Source organism: Aquimarina macrocephali JAMB N27 (genome assembly GCF_000520995.1).
GTDB lineage: Bacteria > Bacteroidota > Bacteroidia > Flavobacteriales > Flavobacteriaceae > Aquimarina > Aquimarina macrocephali.
In genome coordinates this window covers 159712-185206 of sequence record NZ_JACA01000005.1, presented here as the reverse complement: position 1 = coordinate 185206, position 25495 = coordinate 159712, and the positions used below count along the sequence as shown (strand labels likewise).

Genomic DNA, 25495 nt, shown 5'->3' with positions numbered 1-25495 from the left:
ATATCTGGATTGTAAAAAAACGACATCATTTAAGAAATATGCGAACCGGTTTCAAAAACTATTTTTTGCATCTTCGATTTCCCAATAATCAAATACGTGTTTTCTTCTTCTAGAACTATTAATACACCCGCATTTGATACATGTTCTATACTAGTATATAAAAAGTCAAACACAATTTTTCTTAAAAAACTATACTCGGCACTATTATAATCTACTGTAGGATATTGCTTATCATGGTCTACCTCTACTATAGGCAATGCTTTATACTTTAACTCCTGTATGACAACAGTATTCTTTTTACGTTTTGCTTTATATTTTTTATACCGAACATAAGCTATTTTAAAAACAAACTCTTTAAAACTCACTTTTAAATATTCTACAGAAGCACTAATAGCAGCAGAAATAGATTTTTTGGGATAGATAATTTGATGTTCAAAATTATAGATATGGTTGCACCACTCGCGCTTATAAGTAAGGTCTCCCATCCCCATCTCATAAGACTTATGATTATTTGCAATACACCAATCTAGTTTTTTATAAATCTCTACACTTCCTAAACTAAATTTCCCATAGTCAATATCATATGATGATATTGCGCTAAATAATCGTCCACAAAAATGGTGATTAAGTGATATCACTATTGGATTATCATTATCATAAACCACAAATAATGATGCTTTTTTTTGATTGATTAAAGAAAAATACATGCTTTTATAGTGATCCCATCGAATAAGGCTTTGGCTTACATCATTACGTTGTTTAAATCTTCTGATCAGCATTTTTTCTAAACAATCCATTAATACATCATATTCCTCCTCTTCTATTGCACCATAATATGTTTTGTATGAAATCTGAAAACACGACTCGAGTCTTTTCACTCTTCTTCTTATTCCTTTTGCATTACTTCTGAAACGATATTTTATATAAGCATCTGCACTAGCAAAACCATCCAGGAAAATAGCATAACCTTTAAAAAACTGATCAACTTTTTTTAGATTAAACACTTCTTTATTAAGTTCTGGTTTTAAGTAATCTGCTATAAAGAAAACTGAGTAAACTGTATCGGGATTATTTACTAGCTCATCATCATAATCCGGATTAATTAGCTGCTCTTCGCTTTCTAAATAGTTAATCTTCGGAAATACTTTTGGTATCAATCCTTTTTCAAAAAGTTCAAAAAAATAATCTATCTGGACCTTTTTCATATACTTAATCTATAAAAAGGGAAAAAATAATCTTTTACATTTTCTTTATGAATCTGAGAATATTCTGCATTAGCAGATAAACATAACTCATCATAAACTTTTTCATTAATTATTTTTCTACCCGTGTGAAAAATCACATCTTCATCCTTTGGAAAAAGTGACTTTTTATGCTTATACAACCCGTCACCATCTTTCATACCTCCTCCTAAGACATAGTATTTGATCTTATTCGTGATCGCCCACTCTATAATTTTTACTCTAAGAAAGTCATTAGGTCTATAACTAAAATACTCTGCATTAGTTCCTCCAAGAAATGCAAAAATAGTATCCTTGTAGCCAATGATAAGCTCAATCGAAATTGGAATATCCTCATAATATGCAATTGCAATAGAGAAATTATCTAAATTTGATAATATTAGATTTTCAAAATAAACATTGGAGAAAAAATAAATACGATCAGCATTATTACGATTCATCGTATTTACATAGATATCATTAAAGATTTTAATGATATCTTTTGTTATTTCATTCTGATGAAATATTTTAAATTCTAAATTATGATTTACTGCCTTTCTGTAATTGTTTCTAACTTTAGGTAAAAATGCTATCCATTGATCGTCAAAATTCTCTAAAAGATGCCCTCTTACATTTGACAATGTATTAGTTAGACATCCCGAATATTTTTTATGATTTCCATTTAGGCTAAATCGAATGAACTCTGTTATTACATTATGATCCTTATACCATTGGTCAACATTGTTCCAAAATTGGGCAATATCTTCTTCTTCTACAGTATCATTAAACAAAGGGCCACTATAGCCATACGGGCTTATAACATCAAAATACGGATGCTTCTGATCTTTGACTTTTATTTCTCTAAAGACAAAAGGCATTAGAATTATTGGAGCACCTTCTTTCTCGAATAAAAAATACTTTAATATATCAGAACCTTTTTCAAAATACTTCAAATGTTCTAATGAATAATAAATATTATTATTCCATTTTCCTTGAAGAAGTTTTTTGTATTCCAATACATTAATTTCATCATCAAGATTTTCAATAAATAGCTTGTAATTTTGTTTCAATTCCTAAAAAAATATTAACTTATTAGTGATAAATTTTACATTTAGAGTTTTTTTTCAATCTAATTTTTCTACATAATACTTTTATTTAATCTCTGATTGCAAAGTCTTTATAGTTTTTGCGGGATTACCCACAACGGTTGTATAATCCGGTACATCTTTTATCACAACAGCTCCAGCTCCAATCATTGCATATTCTCCTATTTTTTTAACGCCTGTCATAACTGTAGATCCAATTCCGAAAAAGGCATTACGCCCAACATCTATTGAAGCACCTACATTTACTCCAGCAGATATAAAAACACCTTCTCTCAAATCAACATGATGCGCAACATTACCCCCCATACTTATCATAGTAAAATCCCCTATGGTTACATAAGGCATAACAATACTTCCTACTAACACATATACAGCTTCTCCTATATTAACATTTGGTCCAATCGAAACTGAATGATGTAAAAAATTAGGAATACCATATCCTTCATTCTTCAATGTTGACAAATACTTTGTTCGTATAGAATTTACTCCAATAGGGCAATATATATCTTGTATTTTATTTTTGAATTTAAGATCAAATAAATCTTCATATTTTCCCAGAATCGGAACTCCATTAATCTCTTTACCAATAAGGTCTATATTATCATCTATATAACCAATAATATTAATTCCCGCTTCTTTGAAATAGGAAGCATATACTTGCCCGTATGTTCCTGCTCCTATGATAATTGAATTTTTCACTTATTTTTTATTTTTTAGTGATTAAAACTTTGACTGTAATTAATTATCACCAGTAAAAGTAGGCATATTAATATTTTTTGAATTATTGATGTTTTTTTTGAAAAGTACTTTTTTTATTGTACTAAAAAAAATTTTTATATCAGTTTTAAAACTTACATTCTCTACATACCAAATATCAAGATTAAATTTCTCATTCCAGGAAATGGCGTTTCTTCCATTTATTTGCGCCCAACCAGTAATCCCTGGTCGCACTTCATGCCTTCTCTTCTGAAAACTATTATATAATGGCAAATACTTTACTAATAAAGGTCTTGGACCAATCAAACTCATATCTCCTTTTAACACGTTAATGAGTTGAGGAAGCTCATCTAAAGAATATTTTCTGACAAATTCCCCTATTTTTGTAACTCGTTGTTCAAAATGTAATAGCTCTCCATTAGCATCTTTCCTATCATTCATACTTTTGAATTTAATTATTTTAAATATTTTTTCATTCTTACCTGGTCGTTGTTGAAAGAAAAATGGCTTCCCTCTATTGGTAAAAATTAAAATAATCATTATTATTAATAGAACTGGCATTAATAGTATCAACCCAATTAATGCAACTAAAAAGTCTAAAATTCTTTTAAAAAAAAAAATATACATCAGATATCTATTTATAATTCCGACTCAATTGTACTTAATAAATCTCCAATATTATTCATATTCATTAAATCCATTAGTTTAAATTTAATACCAAAAGATTTTTCGACTTCTGAAATGATCATCATATGCGTTACAGATTCCCATCCATCAACATCATTCGCAGTAGTTTCATCAGCAAGCTGAAAATTATCATGCTCTAATACAGATACAAAAGCTTCTTTTACTTTTGATAAAATCTCTTCTTTACTCATTATTAATTATTTAATTTATGTCAAAATATGTTCTTAATTCTTTTCTATTAATTTTTCCGTTAATACTGTGCGGAAACTCTTTTATAAATCTCACATGACCCGGAATCATATAATCCGGCATTTTTGTTTTCATAAAATCGAATATTTCTTCAGTATCAAATTCTTCAGATTCTATAGCTAAGCATAGTTCTGCATTACCCAATGCATTGGCAATATCTAGAGCAACCATATTAACTTTTCTATCTGATTTTGTTTTTGCATGAAATTCGACTTCTGCCAACTCTACCCTATACCCTCTAATTTTTACTTGAAAATCTGCTCTACCAACATATAAGAAATCTCCTTCTTCATCTTTAAAGCAAAGGTCTCCAGTTTTATAGTAACGTTCTTTTCTTCCGTTTTCTTCTCTCACAAAAAAACTTTGAGCATTTCGTTCTTCATTTTTCCAATACCCGGGAGTTATTTGTGGACCTCCAAGAGATAGTTCTCCTGTTACATTTACAGGTACTTCTTCATTATTTTCATTTACCACAAGATACAACGTATCTTCTTGTGGTGTTCCTATAGCAATTATCCCATTATGAGCTTTTTGATGAGTTTCTTTATGGTATGGGTAAAAGCCACTATAAACTGTAAACTCTGTGGGGCCATAGTAATTAAATATTTTACAATTAGGAAGACATTCGCTCCATTCTTTGGCAATATCACTATGCAATGCTCCTCCACCAAAACTACAATATCGTACATCGGGAGCATTAATTTCGGGAAAATATGGTCTCAGATAATTTATGATCGATGGCACCATAGTAAGAACCGTAAGTCTCTGTTCCTTAATAAGTTTAAAAATATAAAAATACTTAATTGCTCCTTTTGGTATTGTATAAACACAAGAACCTGACAAAAAAGGAAATAAGTAAGTTACTACAGAAAAATCAAAAGTAAGTTCAAACATTTGTAAGCATCGATCCGAAGGAACCAGATTAAATTCTGGCTCAACATCAACTGCATTTACCAACGCATTAACGTTATCAAAGGTAATAGGAACTCCTTTAGGAAGCCCTGTAGTACCCGAGGTAAATAATATATATGCTAATTGATCACCAGAAACATGTTTAGGCTTCAGGTTTATATCGGTATGATCCAATGCTCCAGAAGTAATAATTTTATAATCCTCATAAATTGAAGTTTTAGAAGAATCAATGACATATCGTGTCTCTGTTAATTCAAAAACTTTATGATTACGCTCAATTGGTGTTGATGGATTTACAGGAACGTATGCCTTCCCTTCGAGCCAAAGTGCAATAATACTTGCATAGGTCTGAAGATCATCATTGGTTACTAAACCAATTAGTTTTTCAGAATCTTCTACAGTATTTGCTATAGCATCTCTTATTTTAGATATTTCAATAGCAAAATCATGGTATGTATAAAACGTATTGTTTATACATAAAGCATTACAATCAGAATGGCTTTCTATCGAATCTTGTAGTTTTTTTACAAATTTCACATGTTTAAATTTTAATAATTACTCGAAAACAAATCAATTATAAATTAAATAATGTTTGTAATCACCGTATTCTTCACATTAAAAACTTTAAATATTTCCTTTTACAAAGTATTATTTAAAAATTATTAATATTCGTTTCACCCTTTTGATTTAATAAAAATGTCCATCTCTATTCAACATATGTGAGTTTTCAAAATCGAGTTTGGTTTCATCATGAGCTAATCCCTTTTTTGTGACTCTATGTGTAAAAACAGTACTATATCGTTTTGTTATACAATCTGATAATTGAGTGTCATCTGTAAAAATAAACTTAGTTCTCTTTTGGATAAAATTTTCTATCAGAGCATCTACACACAAATTATAATTTTCTTCTTCTTCTACCAAAAAGTATTTAACATTAAACTCATTATAATTTACCACATAAGATAAAAAGCCAATAATTTTATTTTCTTTCATAATTTTCAGGTTATGAATATAAATATTATTACTGGTTCCTGTTTGTAATGATGTATATGGATGCTTTGTTGCAATTGGGGTTTGCATATACTGCATCTCATTAATCTGCCAGTTTACATATTCCTTTGTCTTAAGGATCAGGTCATTTTTGCAAAGCAGATCTATAAATTCCCAGGTTTCATCATCCATCTGGTTGATATAATCATAAGAAAGTGTTTTAGTTCTTTTTCTAGCTTTAGGTCTATTTAATAACCTAATACATGATGCTACTGTATTATCAATTCTATCCAGAATAAATTTAATTGATTTTAAAAACCGAAACCTTCCTATAAGCATAGATGCATCGAGGCTAAAGAAGATGGTATGCCTTAATCTTGATGCGATTACAGTAAAGGGTTGTTTTTCATAAAATGTGGTTACATTTTCGGCATAAGATTTTATGAGTATTTGTTTTCCTGTTAAATTAACAGCTTCATTATAAATATAAGTTCCTAAAACTGTATCTTTATATTCTTCATGTACCCACCAAGAAATCATCCAATATACTTTTGATGGTTCTTTACTTCCATTATTTAGTAAATCAGGAAACATAAAAATAAAAGAGATCATTTTATTATCCTCATACCCTATGACACCACAATACTCATCTTCTTCTATTCGTGTGTTGGAAACTAACCATAATGCTTTACTCTTAGGCAATGGAGTAAGGTTTCCTTTCCAATAGGTATTTTGATCAATACCTTCTCTTAGCATCTTTTTGGTTATCGCAACTATTTCTAAGTTTTTATTCATCTATTCTTTTTAAGAAACATAACTAGTTTGTACCGTCAAAATATTCTGATGTCAGGTCATTTGATAAATTCACATCTTCTTTTTGTATTACTTTTTTTAATGTTAATCCAATTATTTTTAGGTCTAACAAAAAACTATAGTTTTCTACATACCATACATCATACTCGAATTTCTTTTTCCAGGTAATAGAATTTCTTCCATTAACCTGGGCCCATCCTGTAATACCAGGTCTTACATTATGTCTCTTTTTTTGAACGTCATTATACACAGGTAAATATTCTATTATCAAAGGACGAGGTCCTATCAGGGACATTTCTCCTAGTAACACATTAATCAATTGTGGAATTTCATCTAAAGAAGTTTTTCTAACAAATGCTCCTACTTTGGTTATTCTATCCTTATCTAGTAATAAATTTCCTTGTGCATCTTTTTTATCGTTCATTGTTTTGAACTTTATGATGCTAAAAAATTTTTCATTTTTACCAGGTCTTCTTTGAACGAAAAAAGGCTTACCTCTATTTGCGATAGCCAGAAAAAGAATCAGTAGTATAAATATAGGTGAAATAAAGATCAGTAAAATTAGTGATACACTAAAATCCAAACTTCTTTTTATAAAAAATCTATACACCTTTTTTAAGTTTTGATGACCATAAAAGAGACTTCATTATTTAATCTAACAAATGTATAAACCATTTGTTAAAAAGTGAAATAAAAGAATTACTATCTCCTTTACAATCATTAATATTAACAACCAAACGATATGACCCTAAGACGTATCCAGGACAACCATACAACACTAAAAATTGGGGGAATAAAAAGATAATTATTATTTATACTACCAGGGAATGAAGCTAATAATTTGTCTATAATTCTATATCTAAAATCGAGAGTAAATATACAATCAATATTTTAGTTTTCACCTCATTAAATTAACTTTTTTTAACAAGGTATTGTTATTAAAAATTCTGTATAAATACAGTTACATATCTTTGTTTTAATATGTATCAGTTGGCATAAGTACATTTCTTCACTACAACGCTCGATACTCTTCCAACAGCGCTTCCCACACTACTTTTCGTTCATATCGACTGGTGATAGATTCTCGTGCATTGGCGGCTAAGGTATCTCGCTGGGCCTTATCCTCTACCAGTATTTTTAGATGCTTAAATAACAGTTCTGCATCTTTTACCGGGATGATTTTACCATTTATACCATCTGTTATAATCTCATTACACCCATTAATATCGGTAACAACACTTGCTAATCCCATAGATGCTGCTTGCATCACTACATTAGGAAACCCTTCTCTATAGCTAGGAAATGCTAATATATCAGAAATTGCAAAATAGGGTCGCACATCATTCTGCCATCCTACCATAATAATATTTGAATTGGTATTTATCTCTTCTTCTGTTTCTGGTAATAACGGATCCAAATCCTTTTCAAATGTACCTACCAATATTAATTTAGCAGTAGTAGATTCTGCACTCAATTTCTTAAAAGCGCTAACAAGTTCATTTATTCCTTTATCCCTTACCACCCTTCCGACATATACAATTACAATATCTGATGCATCAATTCCTAAACGTTGTGATAGCTTCAATTTATCTTCATCTGAATATAAATCAGGATCAAAAAAAGAAATATCGATCCCGTTAGAACTTCCGTTAGCGATTACTTTTAGCTTTTTTGGCGAAGTAAATTTATGCTTGATAACAATATCATTAAGCCCAGTCGAATTAGGATAAATTTTGGTTGCGCATGCATATGTAAGTTTTTCTACCATATTTAATAAGGTCCGTTTTGCTCCTGTAGCTTCCAATAGTGGTAATCCAGCTATCGTATGTAAACGATGTGGTACACCTGCTAATTTTGCTGCTAACATCGATACTGTTCCTGCTTTTGGGGTATGACTATGAACAATATCCGGTTTTTCTTTTTTAAACAATTTATAAAGTGCAAAAACAGCTTTTAAATCTTTAACTGGAGTAATTTTACGAGTCATTTCAATCGGAATAACCCGAATTCCTTCCTGTTTTGAGATCATTTCTAATGTATCACCTCCTTTACCAGAAACTCCTATAACATCATAATGCTGAGACATATAACGTAATTGTCCCTGTAATAACTTCCCTAATGATATAGGTACTGTAGTAACCCTAATTATTTTTTGCATTTTTCCCCAGACTTAAAAAGTATAACTAATAAACTCATTATCTATTTTGATATTTAAAATAACGATGAGCTGATTCTAAAATATTTTCAGACACAAATATAGCTATATGTGAGTGTTTGAAAACTTTAAATTATGGTTTCTTTTATTTTTTAAATACCCAGCAAAATGACTAGCAAAAATATTGTTGTTTTCTACGGGAAATCAACAAAAAAACTAAGGTTCAGGCTATCAAAATCAAGTATTTATGTTTTTTGAAGGAAAATTTAACATTTTCAAATAAAATTTACACAATTAATTTATTAATCTTACGTTAATGCAGTTAATAACTAACTCAAAAAAATATGGTAAATAACTCAAGCCAGAATAATAATTAACCTAAAATATCCCCCCAAAATGAAAAAGTTGCCTTATTACCTACTTATTTTTATGAGCTGTATTGCTATCTCCTGTAGCAAAGAAAGTGTTGATGATGTTACTCCAGTTGTTGGAGTTGAAACTCCTGATGAAGAACCTCCAAAACCAGATACAATACCAAACGTAGTTACAACGCCTTGTGACTTTGATTTATCTACTGTTGCTGCTAATTCTACAATTATATTTAATTGTGTTTTAGACCTTAAAGGAGAAACGATCACATTACCCGCCAATGTTAAATTTGAATTTGACGGTGGTGATGTTAAAAATGGAAAGCTAATTTTTGCTGGTGGTACTATTGCTGGTGAACTTTTAAGTTCTAATATAGAAATCGAAGGAGATGTAAAACTTAAAGAACCTACCTTTAAATTTTTTGCCTCACGATGGGAAGGTATTGTTGAAGGAACTACTACTTCTAATGTTGCTTTAAAAAATAATAAAGAATTAGAACGATTATTTAAGTATACAAAAAACCTAGGTGCTACAACCTTTCAGATTGGTAAATTTGATGCCTTTTTTGAAATCACAAAAATTACTCCTCCAGAAGTCTTTTTTAGAGCAAGTGATGAAGCTGTTAATATTCCTTCAGATTTTACACTAAAAATGACTGATGAAACTTTTTTAAGAGCTTTTCCTGCCGAGGCAGATAAAAAAAACGGGGCTATTCTTGCATTTACCGATGTTGATAATGCAAATGTTATTGGAGGAAGCCTTGTAGGTGATAGAAATACAAGGGCATACTCCTCTGGCGATGTAGGTGAAACAGGGAGTCATTTATTTCATATTCAATCAGGAAGAAATGTAACGGTTGACGGTGTAAAATTTATAGACGGTTCAAAAGGTGGGGTTACCATCTATTCTAAAGGTTTTTTCTCTAGACCAGATACCAACTACAAACCTTCTACCAATGTAACGATTAAGAATTGTGTGTTTAAGGATAATAGAAGAATGGCAATTTCAGTCACAGATGGTAGAGAAATTTTTATAGAAGACAACTCTTTCGCAAATACGGGTCAAGCATCTCAAAATTCTGATGGAGGAGACGTGGGATACTCTATAAATATAGAAGCAGCAAGAAGAAGAGATAGTAGTGGAAACTTAGAAGAACTTCAAAAAGTATTTAATGTTTTTGTAAGAAGAAATACCGAAACCAATAGTAGAAGTGGATTTATTACCGTTAATATAGGGCAACATGCAACGGTTGAAGATAACATCGTTGGTACCAGGATATCCTATAAGCTTGCCAACAATACTAAAATTTTAAATAACACATTAACAGCAGATGGAATTGGCTTAGAAAGTTGGGCAATTTTTGCTTCTGGAACTGGAGAAACCGTTTTTAACAACGAAGTTGGCGGTAATAAAATTTCTGGATATAAAACAGGAATTGTTGTTGCTTCAAACGAAGCATATATTCACGATAATACTATAGATAACGTTGCAGTAGGTATTCAACTTAGTAGAGCCAATGATCCTCGGGTAATAGACAATACAATTACTAGGGCTGATAAAGGAATAACAGCAACGAATACTTTTGCAAAAAATGCCGAGATAAGAGGTAATCGAATTACGACCTCTAATGGTTTTCATATGTTCTTTTCAAGTCTAAACTTAGAGGATGCGACTACGCAAAGCTACAAGGTTAATGTTATTGGTAATACGCTTATTAATGCAAAGAAAATTACTATTTCGAATACATACGGAGTCATATTTTCAGAAAATAATGTTACTGGTGGAATAGAAATTGGGAACTCCAACAATATAGAAGTATCTGGAAATACAAAAATTCAACCAGATGAGAGTGATGGTATTAGAATATTTGGCACAAACAATAACGTTACCATCCTTAATAACAAGATTACCGAACCAACAGGAGCAGAAAGATATCAATGTATCAATAATAGTGCTAGTAGCCCTAACTCGATTACTTTAACAAACAACAGTTGTAATTAAATCTGATTTATGTATTGAAACTTCTTGATGAAGTTTCAATACATATTTTTTCTTGATTTTAACATAGCATAGCTACGATTAAATCAAAAAAGTAACGAAGGGTATTTGCAGTAACTCACAGATGAAATAGATTTTCTAATGTAGAAAACGGGTTAAAATAATATCTATACATTTTTATTTGTAAACATCCCGACACCAAGAGCGCAAGGTATTCTTGCCAGACTTATAAAAAAGAGGTTTTCAATTTTTTTGAAAACCTCTTTTTCTTTTAACCTCTTGATATGATTAATATATTATATCATTTATTATTGATTAAAATCCATTTTTGATATAGAGTCAGATAACCGTTTTGTAAATAACCTTGCTCCTGTATCATTTAAGTGTGAAGGATCATGAAACAATTCTGGTTTGTTATAGAATTGCTTGTCATTAAAAAGATTAATCAATGGTATATTTTTTTCTTGTGCTATATCTTTAATTTTCAAAAAGGATTCGCTTTTAGAATACTCTATTCCATTATATAAAGGAGAGGTTACGAATAATAGATGGACATCTTGATCTTTAGCATTTATTATAAACGCTTCTATGGCTTTAACAAAATTCTCATCAATCTCTTCTGCATATTCTTTTACTAAAACCTCATCATGTAGATCTAACTTTTCTGGATCAATTTTACCTTGCAAAGGGCGATATCCTTTATAATCGATCTGTGGAGAAATATAATATCGTAAAGCATGAACAATTGTAGAATTGTTCTGATAAGATTTAAAAAACAATTTAAGCCATACCATAGTAGAATTTAATCTTAGTATAGGGTTTAGTATTTTATGATGTTCATGATAATAAGGATGTAAATCGCTAAGTCTATCATAAGCGATTTGTGATTGATACAAAAAACTATCATCTATATTCAATATCATTATTTTTGGAGCAGTTCTGCTTAAAATCATCTCTTGCAATGCCAAATGAAAAAGTAACTGTTGCCCCTCTGCCCCAGCATTGTAAGATATTTCACCTAACTCTTTTTCAAAAACTTCGGATACATAATGACGATGCGCATGTGAGCTTCCAAATATCATTACATCTGCATTGGAATCTTCAATGACATGTGTAGTTCTAGCATATTTACCAGTTTTTTGACTATAGAATATTTTATGAGAAATACTCCCCGTTATAAAATCGACAATAAGCACCATAATTGTAAATTTTATAACCTTAAAAAAGGATGTCTTATATGCACTTAGGTTTCTCATTAAAACTGAAAATAAATAAACTGACTTTCTCCAAAGACTCCCAAATATAGGATAAGAAATACAACAATGGCATAACCGCCTAATCGTATGATTTCAAGTCTATTGTTCGATATTGAAAACAGTTGGTTAAAATATTCTTTTTTAATTTCTACCATTACTAGAATGGCAATGGCAACTGCAGCATATATAGAAGCTGCAATATCATCTCCACTACCAATGTACAATCTTCCTGGCGAGGTAACGATAGTTTTGATCATAGACAACGCTTGTTCTATGGTGTTGGCTCTAAAAAAAATCCAAGCAAAATTAATCAACATAAATGTCATCAATACATTAAGGATTCCTTTTCTGTTTTTTGATCCAATAAGTACTTCTATAATAAGATATATACCATTAAGCCCTCCCCAAATAACAAAAGTCCAATTTGCACCATGCCATAACCCACTAATTAAAAATGTAATAAAAAGATTAAACAGCCATCTAGGTTTTACAACTCTATTTCCGCCCAGCGGAATGTATACATAATCTCGAAACCAAGTGGATAATGAAATATGCCATCGAGTCCAAAATTCACTTACTGAAGCAGAAAAATAGGGTCTATTAAAATTGGTCATCAAATCAAACCCAAAAAGTTTGGCAGTCCCTATAGCAATTAATGAATATCCAGCAAAATCACCATATATCTGAAAAGCAAAGAAAACTGTTGCTACAATGTAACTTAAACCTTCATGACTTTCAAAATTATTATAGACCGCATTTACATAAATAGCAGCCCTATCGGCTACCACAAGTTTTAAAAAGAACCCCCAGATCATTAACTTAATTCCGTACGAAAAGGTCTTATGTGTAAACTCTCTCTTGTTCAAAAATTGTGGAAGTAAATTTGTTGCTCTTTCTATCGGACCAGCTACCAATTGCGGAAAAAACGATACAAAAGCAGCGAAAGCAATAAAATTTTTGGTTGGTTTCAGTTTTTCTCTGTAAATATCTATAGAATACGACATTGTTTGAAACGTATAGAAAGAAATTCCAACCGGTAAGATTACTTGCAAGACCCACGTATTTTCTGATTGATAACCAAAATTAGATAACATTTGAATCCAAGAATCAACAAAGAAATTATAATATTTAAAATAACCTAACAGCCCTAGGTTAAAAATTATACTACCCCATAACCATCTCTTTTTTGTAGTTTTTGTATTCGACTTATATATACCAAAACCCACACAATAATCCACTAAAGTACTTAGACCTATTAATGATAAAAAACGCCAATCCCACCAGCCATAGAATATATAACTAGCAATTAATAATACCCCATTTTGAAGCTGAATATATTTATAAGCTATACCCCAATACAACACTAGTATTAATGGTAAAAAAGCTAAAAATTCAAAAGAGTTAAACAGCATGAGGTATTACAATTTGAATTACAGATTAATTGAGAAATTTCTTTTTACAGCATCAAACTTACCATTTGGTCCTAACGGAATATCATCTACTTTATTAATTTGATATTCAACTTTGGTCCCCAATCTATCTTGAAAATTATGTAGTAACATTTTTTCCATGTCGGCATTAAAATCTTCATTTGCAATTAAATTAATTACAATTTCTTTGGGGCTTTCCTGTATAATTTGGCTTTGCACTATACCTTTTAATCCTTTATAAGCGGTATCCATTCTACCAATATATCCTTTTTCTTCGGTCCATAAAATATCATCTTCTCTACCTGTTAATTTTTCAATCATTGGCATAGGACAACCACAATCACATCTTTTTCCTTCTGCAGCCAATAACACAGTATCTTCTATATTATATCGTATCAAAGGAGTCTTTAAATTGGTAAAACTTGTTACTACCAATTGTGCTACCTCTCCCGGTTTTGCTTCTTTGCCTTGGGTATTTATAAATTCAAATACTCCAGAATCCAAATTGAGATGCAAATTCCCTTTGGTACATTCTGTAATAAAAGGACTTCCTTCACTAGAAGCGTATTGATTATACACATGACAGTTAAACGCTTTTTCAATCTCGAATCGTTGATAATCATATAATGTTTCTGCCGTTACTGCAATCGCCTTTGGAGTAAAATCTATCGTATAGTTATTTTCATTAATATATCTACTAAGTATATATATTGCAGAAGGATACCCATCTAATAATATAGGTTTAAAATCATTTAGTTTTTTTATATAATGCTTAAGGTTTTCTTCTTTCAAGTGATAAGTAGACATCAACAATTGATTCTCAAAATAGTTATATACCCAAAATGGTGGTTTTTGCACATCGGGCTTTACCATTAATCTTCCTGAAAAACGAACTTGCTTAACTCTTTTTGTGTCCAAGCCAATAGCATGATGGAATCTACGCCATAATGCGAAAGAGCGATTAATAGACTCTGTATCCAAATAATTAATAGTAGGAGCTCCAGAGGTACCGCTGGTATGACCTATCCCATCGGTAGTACGTTTCGTATTTACAATTTGATCAGGATATGATTTTCTTTCTGATTTTTTAAGAATAGGCATGCTACGCAATACGGAAAAAGGATCTGTTGCTATATCCTTTTTTTCTATACCTAGATCCTTCATTATTTTGCCATACCAATCAGAATATTCTAATGCTTCAGACAACAACAAGGATAGTCTTTCTTTTTGGTACTTTTTAATCTCATTCACATCGGCATCCCATAAATCAATATATTCTTTTAGGAATTTATCAAATTCTTTGGTATATCGTTTCTTACTATTCTGATATGCTTTTACATTGAGCAATAAGAACTTAAAAGGATATGGTAAACTATTGTATATCTTTTCTTGTAATTTGCCCATAGCTATATCACGGTTTGTTTTGTATAAAAGGCTTCTATCATTTTTGTATTAGAAACAATATCATAGTTCCCTTTGATTATTTTATTGGTATTATCACTTTTTTGGGATGAACCATTTTTCAAAATAGTTTCTGCCCAAACAGTTGCTGATTTTTCCAAAGAAAGAAACGTAACATCCTCTGTCAAATGTACTTCTTCAGTGATGGTGTCTGATGCTACTATTTTTACACCTGCAGATTGTGCTTCAATTAATGCAACTGGAAGTCCTTCATAAAAAGAAGGAAATACAAACGCATCAAACATTTGAAATAACTTAGGAATATCTGCTCGTATTCCCAAAAAATAAACCTTATCAGCAATTCCCAATTCTTTTACTTCATTTTCAATTCCTTTACGTAAAGGACCATCTCCTACTAACATCAATACACTATTAGGTTTCTTTTTTACCAAGGAATTAAAAACTTCAACCAAGAAAGCATGGTTTTTCTGGCTGGCAAAACGACCAATATGTCCAATAACAAGTGTATCTTCAAGCTTAAACTGTTTTTTATATTCCAAAGCTATTGCTTCCTCATATACAAACTTACTAGTATCTATCGCATTATTCATCATTGTATACGAAGCACCTCTACCAAACAACCAATCCCCTGCTTTTTCTCCACAAGAAAACAGGTGTGTAGCATCTTTTTTCACTTTCTTTTTTAACTGCAGTTTTATCAACTTCTTAAATGTTTCTTTGATACTCTCTTTACGAGAAAACAGTGAAAAAACACTTATATCATCAATAGCAATATGAGCATGTGCAATCCTGCAAGGTATTTTAAATTCTTTTGCGATTTTTAAAGGGAAGCAACTAAAGGTATTTAAATGAGAATGTATAATTGCATACTCGTTATGTTCTTTTAAAAAGTTCCGTAATTGTTCATAATATGATCCTGGCATCATAGGGTTAATAGGGTTCATACGATAAACTTTGCCTCCTAGACTTTCAATTTCATCATCAAATGCAGCTTTTTCTTTTCTATGTACCAAAAAATCAAATTGTATTTTGTCTCGATTTATTTGTCGATAGTAATTCATAATCATGGACTCTGCTCCTCCTCGATTCATGATAGTAAAAACTTGTAAAACTCGTATTGTAGCCATTAAAATTCGCCTTTTGTTTTATATCTAATATATAGATTGAGTGCCACTCCAAATGGTATTGCAAATAGCGTAATCATTTTTTTGGGAGATTCTTTCAAAAAAGATCCGTTTTTTGTAAAAATAGCACTAGACACATAATGAACTGTATTTTTAAAACGGTCTTTAAAGTTTTTTGCCAATTTCATTCTGCTTTTACGAGAAAACGCAAAGCCTTTTGGATGTCTTCTATATTGTTTTAAGATATTAAGACTTGAGCCATCGGGCATATATTCTACATCACACAATACTTCATTAAGCGGTAGCAGTGTATAATCCTGATCTATTAGCTGATATAAATACCCTAATGGGACAAAACGTTCTCCTTCAAAAATGGGGTAAGAAGGATATTTTTTCACTACCTCTGTACGATATACCAATTTTTTATCTCCCAAAACCTTATGTACATTATATAAATCATATAAAGTAGTCTGTTTAATAGTTTCGGGGATTTTGGTTCCTATTATTTTACCATCTGGATCTGCATCCAACCCTACGATACCTGCATATTCAGGTTTATCTTTTATGGTTTCCCAAGCATCCATAATTTTTTGAATTGCCTCTTCGCCAATATTATCATCACTATCGATACAAATATTTAAGGTAGTTTCGGTAAGTCGGTACGCGGCATTATGTCCTCCATGCATTCCTAGATTTTCTTGGTAATGATATATGATATCAATTTTATTTTCTTTAACCCAAGAAGCGACTAGTTCTTCTGTTTCATCTGTAGAGCCATCATCTATAATCAACCAAACAAAATCCTGATTTGATTGTTTTACTAAACTATCGTAACATTTATGCAAGCAATACGCTCTATTGTATGTAGGTGTAAATACTGTAATTGTTTTCATTAATTCCCATTTTATTGTTTCCTAAATATTCATCTCAAAATACTTCAAAACACATTATCATTTATATATGTAATACATTAAATACGTAAATGAAAAATATGCTAACACTACTTTACCAAGCATAAAATGATGGTTTTTAAACATTTTTTGTTTCAAAAGCGGATAAATAATTATTAATCCCATCATAAACCAAGATAAATACGCAAATCTGTTTGAAAAATTGGCTCGTATCACCAAAACCCAAAATCCATTACATATTAGATATGTATTGAACAGTTGAAAATAGAATTTATCCTCAAATTTTTTCTTATAAATAAAATACCATCCTGCGAATACTGCAAATGCACTATGGAACAAAAAATCCCATCGAAAACCAGTACTTGCAAATGTTCCTTCTTTTACCTCTGCAGTTAAATATCCTGATAATCTATCATCGGCAAAACCAAGACTACTAAATAGTGCTATCCATACACTACCTAACGCCAGAGATAGCGGAATACAAGCCAACCAACCTTTTAAAAATACTTTTGGGTTGTTATAAAAATGAGTAACGATATATGCTAGGATTGGCAAAAACATAGTTTTATGAAAAGAAACAGCTAGTAAAAAAAATACTGCCATAATGACTTTATTTCTATGAAAACTTATACCCATTAAAAAAAGAGAAGTAGCTGCTCCATTACGTATTCCGTTTACGCCATATGTATAAAAAGAAAAAGAAACAATAAACATCAAAAAAGCATAGTACCAATAATCCTTGAATAAGGTTTTTGAAATCTTTGCCATTGGCAACATATAAATGGCAACGCAAACTGTAAAAAACATGGGACCAGATACAACATAAGAAAGGCTTTTCATGTACATATGAAAGAAAATATCTTTGGTACCTAATATTTCCCCTCCATTTTTATACCATTGAAAATATCCATTGTATGTCCTCATGTCCCCAAAATACCTTCCACTAACTGGTCGTTGGCCTAGGTATAGAATAAAAAAAACAAGAATGATGACCCCGACAACATTTATAAATATTACATTTTTTGGGTCATCAATTTTCAATATTAATGTATGTAATAGCGTAAATATTACAAGAAATAGTAATATATTAATATAAAATGGAAAATAGTGTTCTAATGGAATGAAATCAAACATTTCTTATAATATCAATTATTTTAATTACGCCCTTTGGATCTATACATTTGTATGCTATCACATAAAACTTTACTGAAATATGCGCCTCCTGTTTTATCAAGATGATGACCATCATACGTCTTAAAATTATGATGGTTGTTCATTGTATTGAAATTAATATATGGAATATCGTTACTTTTTGTTATTAAATCCATGTCTCTATTAAAGCCCTTATAAAACCGCTCCTCTACTTCAACAAAATCATAATCAATAGGCATTCTTACAACATATACTTCTCCATGATGTTTTAGTTTTTTAATCAGACTATCCAAGTTTTTTAAACGCACATCAGATACTTTGTATTTTTTCTGCATTCTCTCCAAAGACATTATTTGGTTTTTCTTCCATTGGTCAAAAACAGTTCTATCTTTTGATATATTAAGTTCTTCAAGCCACCCATCTTTATGCAAAATAGTATTTTTTCTAAACGCTCCTTTAAAATGGAAGAAGTTAAGATTTTTTATAAAATACTCATAATTAGGATTTACACTAACAAACTGCATATTATGAGGTGGCTGTCCTTTCTCTCTAAACTCGCCTTCCTTATTATTATTTTCTTTTTCTGAACCAAACATCCATGGAGTAACAGAAATGACAAAGAGTCCATTTTTGGTAGTAAGATTTAATTTTTTCTCTATACTTTTATTATACAAAGGGCCAATTGGTGCCTGCGCTATAGTAAAACTATAATTAAACATAGGTAGCTCCACATCAGAATCTTGAAAAAACGTATTAAAAACTCTTGGTTGTATACCTTGCATACTTCTAGAATCCCCAATGATCATAGACCTTGCATCTGGTGTTGTGAATTTTTCATAAAAAAAATCTACAGTGTTACCAGCATATATCAACACTAGAGTAACAATCCCCAAACAAATGAAGAAGAAAAGAGCTAATTTTATAAATACCTTTTTTATCATTTATTAAAATTGAAAATATATAAACGTATTTGCACTTCTTCCAAAGAATAATAATAACACAAAAATCCCAACATAAAAACTCCAACGTATGATTAGAGGATACTTACTAATCTCAAAATCATGTTTTCTTTCTCGATGTATCCATTCAACAACTATAAACAGTATCACTAATAATAGTACAATTAATGAAGTGCCATTGATCAATGCTCCAGGAATATGTATAATTGATGGGGATACTATTCTTCTAAGGTAATCAAATGCTTCTGAAACATTGTTTGCTCTAAAAAAAACATCGGTTAACATAATGAGAACAAACAATGCCATCATTTTACCAGTTTCTATAAACGTTGGATATTTTTTATCTTTTGCTACTGCATACGAGGTACTCATTTTACCAAAATAGACCAATGGTATAAAATATATCCCATGTAATAATCCATAAGAAATAAAGGTCCAATTAGCACCATGCCAGAATCCCACTAGAACAAATGTTCCTAACACAGCGATAATTATTCCTTTTTTTTGATATCGTCTTAAAATAAAAGATAAGGGCGTAAACACATAATCCATCATCCAAGTAGTTAAAGATATATGCCATTTTCTCCAAAAATCTGCAATGTTGGTTGAAAAAAATGGAGTAGAAAAATTACGTGTCAATTCAATTCCAAATAACTTACCTACTCCAATCGCCATATTTGAATATCCAGAAAAATCTGCATATAATTGTATCGCATAAAAAAATGCTCCAAATAGCAAGGTACTAGCTGGTTGATTTTCATAGTCTCCAAAAATGATATTCGTAAGAACTGCACAATTTTCTGCTACTACTATTTTTGTAAACAATCCCCATAAAATTTGCCGTAAACCATCGACAAAAACATCATAATCAAATACTCGTTTTTTTTGAAGCTGCCATATCATTCCTGAAGCACGTTCTATAGGACCTGATAGAATTTTTGGAAAAAACGCAACGAACACAGAAAACTCTAATAAATTCTTGTTTGGTTCTATTTCTTCATTATTAACATCTATTAAATACCCTAAAGTTTGAAAGGTAAAAAAACTAATCCCCAACGGTAATAAGATCTGTAGTGTATCATAATTCAGGTTAGCATCAAATACATTAAGTATATTATAAAATCCTTCAAAAAAGAAATTTACATATTTGAAGTATAGTAGAAGTCCTACATTAAAAACCAATCCAGTATACAAAAACAAATTTCTTTTTTTGTCATTATCACCTGCTTCATAAATCTTTAATCCCAAAAAATAATTAACTATTATGCTTGCTATTAATAGTAATAGAAACCTCCAATCTGCCCAACCGTAGAAAAACAAACTGGTCATAAGAAGCCAGATGTTCTGGTATACGGCTGTCCTTTTAAACACCAACCAATACAAAAACAATACTGGGATGACAAAAGCGACAAAATTAAAGGAATTAAAAATCATGTTATTCTTTAATTAAGTTTACTTTGAATTAAAGCAACTAAAGAGCCTAAATTTTTTAATTTATTTAATTCTCTAAGTTTAAAGCGAATACTAAAATGTTCTTCAATTTTGGTAATAATCATCATATGAGATAAAGAATCCCAACCATCCACATCGGTTGCTGTGAGTTCATCATGAATCTCAAAATTATCATGCTCCAGTACGGTTGTAAGAACCTTGCCAATTTTATCTTTAATTACCTGTATTTCCATAACATCACAATATTTTAATCAAACAACGTCATCAATCTGTTTCTATCTATTTTACCATTTGTATTCAAAGGAAAGTTTTGAACAAATTTGACCTTTGTAGGAATCATATACCCCGGTAATTTTGTTTTCAAATGATTCAAAAGATTTTTATGATCAAATTTCCCTGATTCGATCACTAATCCTATTTCTGTATTTTGAATAGTATTTGTAAAAGTTACTGCAACGGCATTTGTCTTATTCAACTTTTCTTTTACGTGAAATTCTATTTCTGATAGTTCTACTCTAAAACCTTGAATTTTTGCTTGAAAATCTACTCTTCCTAAATACAGAATATCTCCGACCTTATCTTTTGAGCATAAATCACCTGTCTTGTAAAACCTAACAGTATTGCCTTTATATTCTTTAAAGAAAAAAGCTTCTTTGTTTTTTTCTTCATTTTTCCAATATCCGGGAGTAAGTTGTTCCCCGCTTAAACATAATTCTCCGGGTTCTCCAACGGCAACTTCATGACCATCTGTATCTATAATTATAGTTTCCGTATTCTGCATATCTTTCCCAATAGTTAGCACACCGTTATGGGTTTTATTCTCTTCTTCTCTTTTATAGGTATAATCTGTACAAAAGATAGTGCACTCTGTTGGCCCATAAACATTAGTTATGGTAGCGTTAGGCAAACATTGACTCCATTCTTCCGTAACATCCAATGGCAATGCTTCTCCACAAAACAAACTATACTTCATGTCTGGACAGTCTATTTCATCAAAATAAGGCCTTAGATAATGTAATATCGATGGAACCATAAGAGTAAAAGTTAATTTATGATCCTCCATCAGTTCAAAAATATAACTGTACTTTATTTCATTTTTTGGAATTGTATATACACAAGCTCCATGTAAAATAGGACACAAATATGACATTACCGATAAATCAAAAGTAAGATCAAACATTTGAAGACATCTATCTTCTTTTTCTATTGGATATCCTAATGCCCAGAACGATTCTGTAAACGCATCCAAATTACCAAAAGTAATAGGGACTCCTTTTGGTGTGCCAGTAGTACCTGATGTAAAAAATATGTATGCTAGATTTTCTTTTGAAAGTTGTTTTGGTTTCAAGTTAATTTCTGAAGCATCTAATATTTTGGTCAAAACAGTTTTCTGATCATTAAAAATTGGTGTTTCAGAAGAATCAAAAACACAATCAATTGCTCCTATTTTAATAACCATTTTGAGTCTTTCTTCTGGAAAACTAGGATTTAGAGGCACATACGCTTTTCCTTCTAACCATAATGCAAATATCGTTGCATATGTCTCAATATCATCATTGGCAATAAGTCCAACGGTGATTTGATTTTCAGGGATATTACGTTGAATCTCAGAACGTATCCCAGATATTTTTTGTGCTAATTCTTTATATGTATAGAACCTTTGAGAAATACAAAATGCATTACAATTGTAATGTCTTTCTATAGAGTTTTGTATGTCAAAAATCAGATTCACTTTCTAGATACTTCAAATTTATTTTACTGTTCAGGCTATCTTTTCTCCATCTTTTTTGATGATTTTTGCAGGGTTACCAACTACTACACAATTATCTGGAACACTTTTAACCACAACGGAACCTGCTCCAATAATACAATTATCTCCAATTGTAATATCGCCAATAATAATTGACCCAGTATTAACAGACACATTATTTCCTATAGTAGGGCGTTTACCATCAACCTCGCCAACAGTTACTAAATGATTTACATAAAAATTATCGCCAATACTATCGGCATTTAAGATTGTACTATAGGGATGTCCTGTAAGGATTCCTCCTCCGAGCTTTGTGCTTATATCAATTCTAAAATATTTTTCTTTTTTACAATATATATTTAGGATAGCTGCTAGCATTCCATGGTTTCTATGATAGAATATTGACCTAAAATCCGGTGAAACTGCTAGAAACTTAAGCAATAAAGCACCATTTCCTCCTTTTATATTCTTTGCAGATGCCCAGCGTGCAATATCTTTATTTGTTAAATCTTTATTGGCACTCATATGATACATAATCAAATGAGGGATTAAGAAAATTTTGTAAATATTGATTATCAATGACCTCATACTACAGATGTTATATCATTAAACATTGTTTCCCATTGTGTCATAATGGTTTCTAAACGGTATTTATCGGCATTATCTCGTGCGTTTTTTCCTTTTTGATCAATCGTTTCTGGCTGATTCATTAATTCTTTTAATTGATCTGCAAATCTTTCATTTTCATACATCGTCACTAATATTCCTGTGGTCTCATCTATAATATTTCTTGGGCCATAAGGGCAATCAAAAGAAACAATTGGCAAACCACAAGCTTGTGCTTCTAGTAACACCAAAGGAAAGCACTCATTATGCGATGTCATCAAAAATACAGAAGAATCCAACATTTCTTTTTGTATTTTATCTGTACTTCCTTTTAATGTAACCGTATCTCCCAGATTAAGCTCATCAATCTGGCCTTGTAATTTTTGAACATATTCTGGAACTCCACTCCCATAAATATCAAGGTTCCACCCAGTTTCTTTCAATTCTTTCCAGATATCTATTAAAATATCATATCCTTTAACAGGAGCTATTCTTCCTGCAGTAATACACCTTTTATTGGATAGGTCAGAAACTGTATCGGGGTAAAAGGTTAATGGATTTGGAATTACTTGGATATTATTGCTTTTATAATATGCGGATTCATCTTTATTCAAAATAATCAATCGGTCATATTTTGTTTCTACATAATCTGTAAACTTAAAGAACAGTTTCTTAAAAAAGGAAGAAGAAGTACGTTTATTCTTTTCAATAAATCTAGAGTAATGAAACTCTTTAAGTTTTGGAACATTTTTAAAAATAAAAGGAACAAAATACGTATCGACACTATGGCTGCATACCACAACAACCTCAGGGTTAATTTTTTTTAACGCGGATCTAGTTTTGCGAATATGACCTGGCAATTTTAATAAATTAACCGGATGAAAGTAGGATTTTTTTCTATTGTAATTAACCTCCAAGTCTTTAAAAATCACATTATCATTAAATAAATAACATGGATTTTGTTTTTTTTGCTCTGTAGTAATAATATATACCTCATGCTCTTTTTGAGATGCAAAATAATTAGCTTTAATAGAAAGTACTCTTTCTATACCACCATGTAAATATACTTGATCGATGATAAAAGCTATTTTCATAAAGAAGAAGAATTAATTAAACCTTTAAATAATGTATCCCATTGCATTGCAATTTTTTCTGGTAAATATTGCTTTATAGCTTCTCTAGATTTTTTGCCCATTTCGATTCTTATTTTTTCATTCTGAATTAAATAAATAACCGCTTCTGCAAATTTATCAATATCATGATTTTCTACAAGAATTCCATCTTCTCCATCTGATATAATATCTGAAGGCCCATAAGGGCAATCATAAGAAACACAAGGCACTCCGTATGCCATTGCTTCGGTCAATACCATTCCAAAACCTTCATATCTAGAAGACATCGTATAGATAGAAGCTTCTTGATACTTTTCTCCTATATTTTTAACCGGAGGATAAAAATGTACTGAATCCAAAATATCCAAATCATCAGCTAGTTTTTCTAAGCCTTCATTTTCACTATATTTTCCATAAATATCCAGTGTCCAATTAGGATGTTTTTTAACAACTTGTTTCCAACTTTTAAGTAACCGATCATATCCTTTTTGAAAACTTTGTTTTCCTACTGCAAGTACCTTTTTATTAGTTTGTAAACTTTGTTTTTCTGGATAAAACGATAAAGGATTAGGTATTACCTTCAATTTTTTAAATTTCCATTCATTAAGGTTTCCCTTTGTAAGTACTATAAAATTATCATAGTGCTTTCCTCCTAGATTCATCAATCCAAATTTTATATTGCTTGATAATTTATTAAGCCAGGATTGTTTACCGCGTTGGTTTTCTATGTTTTTAGAAACATGCCTTTCATAGATCATAGGACATGGTTTTTTTATAATCAAAGGGACAAAAAAACCTTTTAATCCATCATCACAAACAGAAATTACGGTCGGATTTATTTTTTTTACCATCGTATTAAGTCCCTTGGTATATTTTCTCAAATAATTTATTGGATTACCCGAAACATAGATATTATGGTATTGTATTTTGGAATTGAACTCATAAAAAGGGTTTACTTCTTTTTGATTTAAAGTCAAAATATGCACTTCATAATCAAAATGCTCTGCCAAGTAACTTGCTTTGATAGAAAGTACTCTTTCAAGTCCGCCAGGTCCATTAATATTATTTGTTATGTATAGTAGTTTTATCAAATTCTTAAACTGTT

Annotated in this window: 23 protein-coding genes; 1 reads left to right on the top strand and 22 read right to left on the bottom strand. The window is 30.7% G+C overall.

Annotated elements, in window-relative coordinates:
* Nucleotides 1–29: 29 nt before the first annotated feature.
* The 9 genes from Z054_RS0105975 to Z054_RS0105935 all read right to left on the bottom strand — a co-directional run bounded on the left by Z054_RS0105975 (nt 30) and on the right by Z054_RS0105935 (nt 8852).
* Nucleotides 30–1205, bottom strand: a complete 1176-nt coding sequence (locus tag Z054_RS0105975; RefSeq protein WP_024769172.1) for a GNAT family N-acetyltransferase — start codon at nt 1203–1205, stop codon at nt 30–32.
* Nucleotides 1202–2290, bottom strand: a complete 1089-nt coding sequence (locus tag Z054_RS0105970) for a GNAT family N-acetyltransferase (RefSeq protein ID WP_024769171.1) — start codon at nt 2288–2290, stop codon at nt 1202–1204. The genes Z054_RS0105975 and Z054_RS0105970 overlap by 4 nt, the downstream gene beginning before the upstream one ends.
* Nucleotides 2291–2371: 81 nt before the next feature.
* A complete protein-coding gene (locus Z054_RS0105965; RefSeq protein ID WP_024769170.1) occupies nt 2372–3025 on the bottom strand; it encodes a NeuD/PglB/VioB family sugar acetyltransferase in 654 nt (217 codons plus the stop codon).
* Nucleotides 3026–3064: 39 nt separating this feature from the next.
* Nucleotides 3065–3670 carry a sugar transferase gene (locus Z054_RS0105960; RefSeq protein WP_024769169.1) on the bottom strand — a complete coding sequence of 202 codons (606 nt, stop codon included), beginning with the start codon at nt 3668–3670 and terminating at the stop codon, nt 3065–3067.
* A gap of 11 nt (nt 3671–3681) precedes the next feature.
* Nucleotides 3682–3921, bottom strand: a complete 240-nt coding sequence (locus tag Z054_RS0105955; protein WP_024769168.1) for an acyl carrier protein — start codon at nt 3919–3921, stop codon at nt 3682–3684.
* A gap of 10 nt (nt 3922–3931) precedes the next feature.
* Nucleotides 3932–5428, bottom strand: a complete 1497-nt coding sequence (locus Z054_RS0105950; RefSeq protein ID WP_024769167.1) for an AMP-binding protein — start codon at nt 5426–5428, stop codon at nt 3932–3934.
* 150 nt (nt 5429–5578) lie between these two features.
* Nucleotides 5579–6676, bottom strand: coding sequence for a hypothetical protein (locus tag Z054_RS0105945; protein WP_024769166.1), 1098 nt, complete (start codon nt 6674–6676; stop codon nt 5579–5581).
* 22 nt (nt 6677–6698) lie between these two features.
* The gene (locus Z054_RS0105940) at nt 6699–7304 is read right to left on the bottom strand and encodes a sugar transferase (protein ID WP_024769165.1); all 606 of its coding nucleotides are present in this window, start codon (nt 7302–7304) and stop codon (nt 6699–6701) included.
* Between the two features lie 402 nt (nt 7305–7706).
* Nucleotides 7707–8852 carry a glycosyltransferase family 4 protein gene (locus tag Z054_RS0105935; protein ID WP_024769164.1) on the bottom strand — a complete coding sequence of 382 codons (1146 nt, stop codon included), beginning with the start codon at nt 8850–8852 and terminating at the stop codon, nt 7707–7709.
* A gap of 393 nt (nt 8853–9245) precedes the next feature.
* Here Z054_RS0105935 and Z054_RS0105930 point away from each other — a divergent pair, with 393 nt between their 5' ends.
* Nucleotides 9246–11219, top strand: coding sequence for a right-handed parallel beta-helix repeat-containing protein (locus Z054_RS0105930; protein WP_084050129.1), 1974 nt, complete (start codon nt 9246–9248; stop codon nt 11217–11219).
* Between the two features lie 305 nt (nt 11220–11524).
* On the opposite strand, the gene Z054_RS0105925 is transcribed toward Z054_RS0105930, so the two are convergent.
* Genes Z054_RS0105925 through Z054_RS0105865 form a run of 13 tightly spaced genes read right to left on the bottom strand, consistent with a single transcriptional unit; the run spans nt 11525 to nt 25481 of the window.
* On the bottom strand, nt 11525–12415 hold the full coding sequence (locus Z054_RS0105925; RefSeq protein WP_152538479.1) for a hypothetical protein: 891 nt from the start codon (nt 12413–12415) through the stop codon (nt 11525–11527).
* A gap of 56 nt (nt 12416–12471) precedes the next feature.
* Nucleotides 12472–13884: an MBOAT family O-acyltransferase gene (locus Z054_RS0105920; RefSeq protein WP_024769161.1), complete on the bottom strand. Its 1413-nt coding sequence runs from the start codon at nt 13882–13884 to the stop codon at nt 12472–12474.
* An 18-nt stretch (nt 13885–13902) separates the two neighbouring features.
* The gene (locus Z054_RS0105915; protein ID WP_024769160.1) at nt 13903–15306 is read right to left on the bottom strand and encodes a phenylacetate--CoA ligase family protein; all 1404 of its coding nucleotides are present in this window, start codon (nt 15304–15306) and stop codon (nt 13903–13905) included.
* Nucleotides 15307–15308: 2 nt separating this feature from the next.
* Nucleotides 15309–16451 (bottom strand): glycosyltransferase family 1 protein, encoded by a 1143-nt coding sequence (locus Z054_RS0105910; RefSeq protein WP_024769159.1) that lies wholly within the window; start codon nt 16449–16451, stop codon nt 15309–15311.
* The gene (locus tag Z054_RS0105905) at nt 16451–17341 is read right to left on the bottom strand and encodes a glycosyltransferase family 2 protein (RefSeq protein WP_024769158.1); all 891 of its coding nucleotides are present in this window, start codon (nt 17339–17341) and stop codon (nt 16451–16453) included. The genes Z054_RS0105910 and Z054_RS0105905 overlap by 1 nt, the downstream gene beginning before the upstream one ends.
* Nucleotides 17342–17398: 57 nt before the next feature.
* The gene (locus Z054_RS0105900; protein WP_024769157.1) at nt 17399–18493 is read right to left on the bottom strand and encodes an EpsG family protein; all 1095 of its coding nucleotides are present in this window, start codon (nt 18491–18493) and stop codon (nt 17399–17401) included.
* 20 nt (nt 18494–18513) lie between these two features.
* The gene (locus tag Z054_RS0105895; protein ID WP_024769156.1) at nt 18514–19452 is read right to left on the bottom strand and encodes a hypothetical protein; all 939 of its coding nucleotides are present in this window, start codon (nt 19450–19452) and stop codon (nt 18514–18516) included.
* A gap of 3 nt (nt 19453–19455) precedes the next feature.
* A complete protein-coding gene (locus tag Z054_RS0105890; protein ID WP_024769155.1) occupies nt 19456–20904 on the bottom strand; it encodes an MBOAT family O-acyltransferase in 1449 nt (482 codons plus the stop codon).
* Nucleotides 20905–20912: 8 nt separating this feature from the next.
* The gene (locus Z054_RS0105885; protein ID WP_024769154.1) at nt 20913–21155 is read right to left on the bottom strand and encodes an acyl carrier protein; all 243 of its coding nucleotides are present in this window, start codon (nt 21153–21155) and stop codon (nt 20913–20915) included.
* Nucleotides 21156–21169: 14 nt separating this feature from the next.
* Nucleotides 21170–22654, bottom strand: coding sequence for an AMP-binding protein (locus tag Z054_RS0105880; protein WP_024769153.1), 1485 nt, complete (start codon nt 22652–22654; stop codon nt 21170–21172).
* A gap of 30 nt (nt 22655–22684) precedes the next feature.
* Complete coding sequence (locus tag Z054_RS32625) at nt 22685–23260, bottom strand: hypothetical protein (RefSeq protein WP_035090740.1); 576 nt, start codon at nt 23258–23260, stop codon at nt 22685–22687.
* Nucleotides 23257–24372, bottom strand: coding sequence for a glycosyltransferase family 4 protein (locus Z054_RS0105870; protein WP_024769151.1), 1116 nt, complete (start codon nt 24370–24372; stop codon nt 23257–23259). The genes Z054_RS32625 and Z054_RS0105870 overlap by 4 nt, the downstream gene beginning before the upstream one ends.
* A complete protein-coding gene (locus tag Z054_RS0105865; RefSeq protein ID WP_024769150.1) occupies nt 24369–25481 on the bottom strand; it encodes a glycosyltransferase family 4 protein in 1113 nt (370 codons plus the stop codon). Before Z054_RS0105865 ends, Z054_RS0105870 begins: the two co-directional genes overlap by 4 nt.
* Between the last annotated feature and the right edge of the window lie 14 nt (nt 25482–25495).